At 60.0% G+C, this 3,666-nt stretch carries 1 protein-coding gene and 1 pseudogene; both read right to left on the minus strand.

Translation table 11 applies throughout. From position 1 onward, the window contains the following. Complete coding sequence (locus ABX749_RS25740; RefSeq protein ID WP_372898527.1) at positions 1 to 2,139, minus strand: sodium:solute symporter; 2,139 nt, start codon at positions 2,137 to 2,139, stop codon at positions 1 to 3. A 254-nt stretch (positions 2,140 to 2,393) separates the two neighbouring features. Continuing rightward, a pseudogene (locus ABX749_RS25745) lies at positions 2,394 to 3,666 on the minus strand (hypothetical protein); the annotation flags it as partial.

Genomic DNA, 3,666 nt, shown 5'->3' on the forward strand with positions numbered 1-3,666 from the left:
CTAACTGCCGATGCCGGCCAGCCAGACCAGCAGGGCGATGACGACGAAGCAGACCGCCACGGAGATGGCGAATCCATACACGTCGGATTTGCGCGGACGCAGCGCTTCGATGTCCGTGCCGGGAAACAGCCTGCGGTCCTCGAAACGTTTCGGATTGCTGTACGACTCTTCCAGATTGCGGCGATCGGTTTCCGGGTCGGGATCCACTTCCGTTTTCATCTTGGCGTAATAGCGATCCAACACCGACTCGCTCGTGCGGGGCGTCAGGAAGCTGGCCACGATCAGCACCAGGAACGGCAACAGCACTCGCGTCGGCAATCGCAGGGTTTCCAGCGTCGCTTTGGAGACATTTGCCAGATCGATCCCGATGTAGTGATAGAGCACGAAATCGAGCTTGAATGTCCCCTCGCCCTGCAACTGTCCGGTACGTCGTTGGGTCAAGATGGACGCCGCCCCGTCTTGCACCGTGCTGATCATCTGCAGCGATTCTTCGCCGACCGGCTTCACGCCGCCGCTCCAAAAAATCGAGGTGTCGCCGGAAATCAAGACGACTTCGATCTGATCTCCGACCTCGCATTGCGGCGGTTCGGCGCCGATCTTCTGACGCATCGTCTCATCATCCTTCGCCTGCTCCATCGCTTCGACCCAAGCTTCATGGCGGGCCACATCGGCCGGCGTCGCCGTGCGTTTGATCGACTTGACGATGCGGTTGGTCGTCGTCGTCCATGCCGGATCGGTGCGCATCTCGGGTGAGACCATTGGAATCACGAGCGGCAAAATGAAAAAGAACAACGCCGAAAACGCGATCGTGATCCACACCGCGGTGCCATTGGCACGGCGCCAAAACATTCCGATCCAGAACGGTGCGGCGAACAGAATCGGCAACTCGATCGCGAAGGTAAACTGAGCGAACACGTCTGCCATGGTGATCGCCACGATCGACGCTCCCACGATGATGGCCAGCCCCGTCACGCGAGCCACCTTCACACTCTCGCGGTCCGTCGCCGACGGATTCACGTAGGCCGCATACAGGTTGCGGGTGATCAGCGCGGAACTGACGATCATGTACGTGTCGGCCGAACTCATCATCGCGGCCATCAGACAGGCCAACATCAGACCGACCAACCCTAGATTCAACGGCCCCAGGATCTCGCGGGCCGCGATTCCCCACACCAGATCAGGATCCACGGCCAACTCGGGGCGACCGGCCAACAGCGCCAGTGCGATCAGTGCCGTGATCGCCCAGCCGACGGTGCACAGGCGTTTGAGAACGTTGCCGACCACCAGCCCGATCCGTGCTTCGTTTTCACTTTTGGCCGAGCCGCCGCCGGTGGCGATGAAGTGCGGTTGGACGACGATTCCGACCAGAGCCAACAGCGTCAATGCGACGATGTACTGCAGCGGAAACTCGCCCGCACTCGGCCCGGCAAATAGACTGAAATAGTCTGATGAAACCCGTTCGTGCATGATCGTGAATCCGTCCATGAACCCCTGCGTCGACGGGTCGCCGAACTCTTTGACCAACGCCCAGAGCCCATAGGGAATCAACAACACGCTCAACAGGATGATAAAGATTCCTTGAATCAAGTCGGTCCAGTAGGCCGCCGTTAAACCGCCCAACACGCCGTAGACGATCACAATCGCGGCCAAGCCCGGGATCAAGACGTACTTCAAGTCCAACCCCGCGATTTCATCGAGGCCCATCAACGGCACCGCGAATTTTGCGATCGCCGACAACATCGTCGACAGATAGAACATGTAGAAGATGATGGCGAAGACGGCGTAGGCGGCGCCCAATGCCTTGGACTCGTAACGCTCGACGAACCAGTCCCCGAGCGTCAAATGCCGCATCCGCCGATACCACACCGCGGTGATCCAATAGACCGGGGTGACGAACAGCCACATCAGCGCCGACCACACGCCGCTGAGCCCGCTGGTCCAACCGGTACGGCCGACCTGGATCGGTTCATGCGCCCCCGTCCCAGCGCCGAACGCAGCGAAGGTTTGCAACAACTTGCCGAACCCACGCCCGCCCATGAAGTAGTCTTCTTGCCCTTTGACACGTCCCATCGCCCACAATCCGATGGCAATCATCACGATGAAGTAAACGGCAACAACGACGTAGTCGATCCAGGTCATCAGCTCTACTCAGGTGGGCGTTTTCCGGATCCGTCACTGCGGCGCGAAGGGTGACTTCGTTTTCCCACAGACAGCAGCCGTTTCGCGTCAGCGTTCAGGCTCTACTGCGTCTTGTCCCACAGCAACAAATCCATTCGGAGGATGGCCCAACAGAATACACTCTCCAGACGCACCGGTGCGCAACGGCAAGCCGATCCCATCGGATTTCGGTCCTGCGAAGGTGTCGCGTCACCCACCGTCCCCGAACGGGATGCTCAGTGCATCACATCGAATCGCTTGCCGCCCAACAGGCTGAACTGTGGACCTTGAATCACCGCCCGGTGTGACAAGGCTTCGCTCAATCGTTCCATCCCGGATCGGGAAACCCGCGTCGATTTCAGCCCGACGGCTTTTAATCCTTCCAGCGAATGCAGATGCACCAATCCGGCGTCGGTAATCTTGCAACCGGCAAGGTCTAAACAGACCAAGTCGCCGAGCCGCCCGAGACACGTGAGTCCCGAATTCGTCACTTTCGTGTGAGAGAGAAACAGCTTTTCGAGATTCGGTTGCAGCTCGACGATCGTCGCCAAGCCTTCATCGTCGATCGCGGTGTTTTCCAGTGACAGCGAAATCAGCGACGGCAAGGATCGCAAGCGGGACAGATCGGCGTTCGTCACCTTGGTTCCTGATAAATCCAATTCCCTCCGATCATCAGTGAACGTCCCGCCGAGCTTTTGATAGGCGACGATGGTTCGATCGGACGCGTCCGCAGGATCGGCCTGTGTGGCGGGCGCAACCGTTTCGGGCACGGACTCGACGACCGCTTCGGGCGCGGTGTCGGTGGTGACGTCATCTGACACAGCCGTGGTGTGGGTGACGACCTGCAGGACCGCCGGATCGCGGTCCGTACTCTGCTCCTCAGCGGGATCGACGATGGCGGGGGTTGGTGGTTGCTGCGGCGTCCCTTCAAGGTGCTCGTTCAAGACAGGTACTGTGGAAAGGGCAGCGCTGTCATCGGCAACGCTGTCATCGGCGAGAAGCAGTTCGTCCGTCTCGGATTCATCACCCGGCATGGAGACGCGGGGACTTGCGTCGACCGGCGGGTGTTCCATGGCGATCGGCAGCTTGGCGTGCGCGTGGGGTTGACCTTGCACCTGGGGACCGCGCGAAACAAATTGAATGGAGAGGGCTGCGAGTGCGATCATGACGGTCGACGCGACCATGCGGCGGAAACGCCGGCGCTTGCCCGTCTTTCGTTTCCGCCAGGAACCCGTCCGTGCGACGTGCGAACCAGGCAACGGCGACAGCGCTGCGAGTTCGTTTCCTTCGGCCGCCGTCGTCGACTGAAACCGCGGGTCGATCGCGGTGGCAATCGCGTCAGGATTGGCGATCGGGAACGCCGGATCCATTGATCTGGCAGCGGACGATTGTGCGACGGCCTGATGCAAGGCGCGAACCATTTGGCGACAGGAATCGAAACGCGCCGATGCGTCCAGGCTGGTGGCCCGCTCAAGTACCTTTTGTTCGTCAACACCAACCTTTGAAAAA

It is taken from the genome of Stieleria sp. (genome assembly GCF_041595215.1).
In the GTDB taxonomy this organism is placed as follows: domain Bacteria; phylum Planctomycetota; class Planctomycetia; order Pirellulales; family Pirellulaceae; genus Stieleria; species Stieleria magnilauensis.

Excerpts from the sequence above, each read along its gene's own strand:
- ABX749_RS25740 (WP_372898527.1), bottom strand. The coding sequence starts at position 2,139 with ATGACCTGGATCGACTACGTCGTTGTTGCCGTTTACTTCATCGTGATG.